This is a genomic window from Neoroseomonas rubea (genome assembly GCF_016106015.1).
Lineage (GTDB): Bacteria > Pseudomonadota > Alphaproteobacteria > Acetobacterales > Acetobacteraceae > Neoroseomonas > Neoroseomonas rubea.
On sequence record NZ_JACADQ010000406.1, the window covers coordinates 1 to 3,501 of the forward strand.

5 protein-coding genes are annotated in these 3,501 nt (G+C 71.2%); all 5 read left to right on the top strand.

From position 1 onward, the window contains the following. On the top strand, positions 1 to 512 hold a 512-nt coding region (locus HW577_RS22720), incomplete at its 5' end, for an acyl-CoA dehydrogenase family protein (RefSeq protein WP_269769590.1). After that, positions 509 to 1,312 (top strand): crotonase/enoyl-CoA hydratase family protein, encoded by an 804-nt coding sequence (locus HW577_RS22725; protein ID WP_198378391.1) that lies wholly within the window; start codon positions 509 to 511, stop codon positions 1,310 to 1,312. The genes HW577_RS22720 and HW577_RS22725, both read left to right, overlap by 4 nt. 180 nt (positions 1,313 to 1,492) lie before the next feature. Further along, positions 1,493 to 2,566 carry a ribosome small subunit-dependent GTPase A gene (gene rsgA, locus HW577_RS22730; protein ID WP_198378392.1) on the top strand — a complete coding sequence of 358 codons (1,074 nt, stop codon included), beginning with the start codon at positions 1,493 to 1,495 and terminating at the stop codon, positions 2,564 to 2,566. Positions 2,567 to 2,714: 148 nt separating this feature from the next. Then, positions 2,715 to 2,891 (top strand): hypothetical protein, encoded by a 177-nt coding sequence (locus HW577_RS22735; protein ID WP_198378393.1) that lies wholly within the window; start codon positions 2,715 to 2,717, stop codon positions 2,889 to 2,891. A gap of 43 nt (positions 2,892 to 2,934) precedes the next feature. Continuing rightward, positions 2,935 to 3,381: a hypothetical protein gene (locus HW577_RS22740; RefSeq protein WP_198378394.1), complete on the top strand. Its 447-nt coding sequence runs from the start codon at positions 2,935 to 2,937 to the stop codon at positions 3,379 to 3,381. Positions 3,382 to 3,501: the final 120 nt, after the last annotated feature.

The window sequence follows — 3,501 nt, forward strand, 5'->3', positions numbered from 1 at the left end:
CCCCCGCCTGGGGCGAGGACGCCGCGCGCGCGCTGGCGGCGCTGCTGCGCGCCGGGCAGATGGCGGGCGCGCTCGCCGCAGCGCTCGCGCTGGCGGTGGACCACGCCAACACGCGCAAGCAGTTCGGCCGGCCGATCGGACGCTTCCAGGCTGTGCAGCAGCAATTGGCACTCTTCGCCGCGGAAAGCGCCGCGGCGTCCGTCGGTGCCGCCGCGGCCGCGCGCGCCGCCGATGCGCGGGGCCTGTCGGACGCCGCCTTCGAGATCGGCTGTGCGAAGGTCACGGCAGGCGAAGCCGCCGCGCAGGGGGCGGCCATCGCCCACCAGGTGCTCGCCGCCATGGGCATCACCGAGGAGCACGCGCTCCATCACCTCACGCGCCGGCTCTGGTCCTGGCGCGAGGAAGGCGGCACCGAGCGCTTCTGGTCGGCGCGCATCGGCGCGCTGCTCAGCCAGGCGAACGCGCCGCTCTGGACCTTCATCACCGCCCGCGACGAGGAGAGCGCCGCATGACCGGCTTCCTGAAGATCGAGCGCGACGGCCATGTCGTCACGCTCACCCTGAACCGGCCGGAGAAGCGCAACGCCATCTCCACCGCCGAGGAATGCGCCGAGGTGGCCGAGGCCTGCCGCGCGCTGAACCGCGACGACCAGGTGCGCGTCGTCATCGTCACCGGCGCCGGTTCCGCCTTCTGCGCCGGCGGCGACCTGAAGGGCATGCGCGACAAGACCGGCATCACCGGCGGCGACACGGGCGCGCAGATCCGCGACTCCTACCGGCGCGGCATCCAGATGATCCCGCTGGCGCTGTACGAGATGGACGTGCCGACCATCGCCGCGGTGAACGGGCCGGCGATTGGCGCGGGGCTCGACCTGGCCTGCATGTGCGACATCCGCATCGCGGCCGAAGGCGCGCGCTTCGCGGAATCCTTCGTCAAGGTCGGCATCGTGCCGGGCGATGGCGGGGCCTACCTGCTGCCCAAGGTGGTGGGGATGTCGAAGGCGCTGGAGATGTCGCTGACCGGCGATGCCATCGGCACGGCGGAAGCGCTCGCCTGCGGGCTCGTCTCCAAGGTCGTGGCGCCGGACCAACTGCTGCCGGCGGCGCGCGAGATGGCGGCGCGCATCGCGGTCAACCCGCCCCAGGCCGTGCGGCTGACCAAGCGGCTGCTGCGCGAAAGCCAGCACATGCGCCTGTCCACGCTGCTGGAGATGTCGGCGGCGTACCAGGCGCTGGCGCATGGCACGCGGGACCACCGCGAGGCGGTGGATGCGATGCTGGAGAAGCGGGCGCCGTCCTTCGAAGGGCGGTGACGTGTCCGGGGGAGGGGAACCTCCCCCGCGGCTCTGCGTGAGCCGAACCGTGGAGCGAGCGTTCGAGGCATGGGGCGAGGGTCGCATCGCGTGGCGCGATGTCTGCCCCGCCGGCCCTGATCGCCGGGCCTTGTCGCCCGGTCGGTGCTACAGTGCCCGCTCCATGTGAGAGTACCGCTTTTGATCGAACTCTATGGCTGGTCCGATGCGCTGCAGCTGGCGTTCGAGCCGCATGCCCGGGCCGGCTACGTCCCCGCGCGCGTCATCGTCCAGCAGCGCGAAGCTGACCTCGTTGTCACGGATGTCGGCACCCTGAGCGCCAGGCTCTCCGGACGCCTGCGTCACGAGGCGCGCGAGGCAGGCCATCCGGCCGCCGGCGACTGGGTGGCTGTGTCCGCCAAGGCCGGCGAAGGCACGGCCACGATCCATGCCGTCCTGCCTCGCCGGACGGCCTTCGTGCGTCGGGCGGCGGACAGCGTTCAGACGTTGCAGGTCATCGCCGCCAACATCGACGTCGTCTTCGTCGTGACCTCGATGAACGCCGATCTCAATCCACGACGGCTCGAGCGCTTCCTGGCGGCCGCCTGGCAGAGCGGTGCGCGGCCCGTGGTGGTCCTGACCAAGGCCGATCTGTGCGAGGAACCCGAGCGCCAGGCCGCCGAGATCGCCACCCTGGCCGTGGGCTGCCCGGTGGTTGTCGTCTCGGCACGCCAGGGCCAGGGGCTTCGCGGCCTGATGGATCACATCAGGCCGGGCGAGACCTGTGTGCTGATCGGTTCATCGGGCGTCGGGAAATCCACGCTGGTGAATGCCCTTGTCGGTGAGGAGCGGATGGCAACCCAGGACATCCGTGCGGCGGATGCCCGGGGGCGTCACACCACCAGTCATCGCCAGCTCATCCTGCTCCCTGGCGGGGGGCTTCTCCTCGACACGCCCGGCATCCGCGAAGTCGGCCTGATCGACGCGGATGAGGGTCTCGGCACGGTTTTCGACGATATCGAGCAACTCGCCCGGAATTGCCGGTTTCGCGACTGCGGACACACGACCGAACCCGGCTGCGCGGTCCGCGACGCGCTGAACGCAGGCCTGCTCGAGGCCGATCGCTGGGCGCATTTCCAGAAGCTGAGCCGGGAACTTGCGGCGTTGGATCTGGCGAAGGATCGGGCAGCGCAAGTGGTCGAACGCCGTCGCCAGGCCGGGCTGCAACGAGCGTATCGGTCGACGAAGAGAGACCTGCGAGACCCGGACTCCTGAACTCTGGACGCGACCCGCTTGGACCTGGCTGCGCGCTGGGCGCCAGGCGGCTCAGCCGCTTCCCGGCCCCGGCGGTCTCCTGCCGTGCCGTGGCACTGATCACGCACACTCCGTTCCGGCCCGCTGGTTCCTCGGCACCCCCGTCATCATGCCTGTCCCCGTCGCGTCGAAGGCCGTGCGGCAGGCGAAGCGCGCCATGCGCCAGCCTTGCCGTGAAGACGTCGAGGTCGTGGCGCAGCCGACCGGCGCCTGGACGCTGCAGTGGCAATCCGAAATCTCCGTCGGCGGCGGAGAGTCGCAATTCATGCTGCGGCGCACCATCTAGGGTATTCACCAATCGAACGAGAAAAACGATGACAAGGAACCCGATGTTCCTGACCAACCCGCTCATGAGCCATTGGCTCAGCGCGGCGAATGCGACGGCAGGCGCGATGCGCGGCTACTGGATGGGCGAGATGCAGCGCCAGCAGACCGCGGTGGCCGCGGCGATGGGCAAGCAGGCCATGCGCTTCTGGTCCGGCGCCTGGATGGCTCAGATGGCCTCCCATGCAGCACCGGCCGCCATCGATGCGGTGGAGCAAGGCGTTGAACACCTTCGTGCTGTGCCGGCGCCGGGCCCAGCACCGCGCCCCGAAGCTTCTGCACCGGTCGCGGCGCCTGCGCCGACGCCGCCGAAGCTGGTTGCACCGCCCGTTGCCCAGCTTCGGTCAACCGTTGCACGCCGCAGCACGGCGCCAAAGCGGAAGGCCCAGGCAACTGCCGCGGCCGCGCGGACAGCCGGCAAGGCCCGGACGAAGGCCCGCAAAGCCCGCTAACGCCTGGGGTGCGCCCCGCGGATCCGGCGGTCGCGGCGTTCCGCGCCGCAGGGGCCGCGGCCCCCGCCGCGGCGATCTCGGCCGCGGCCATCTGTGCCGCGACCCGCGCGGCGCGCGGCC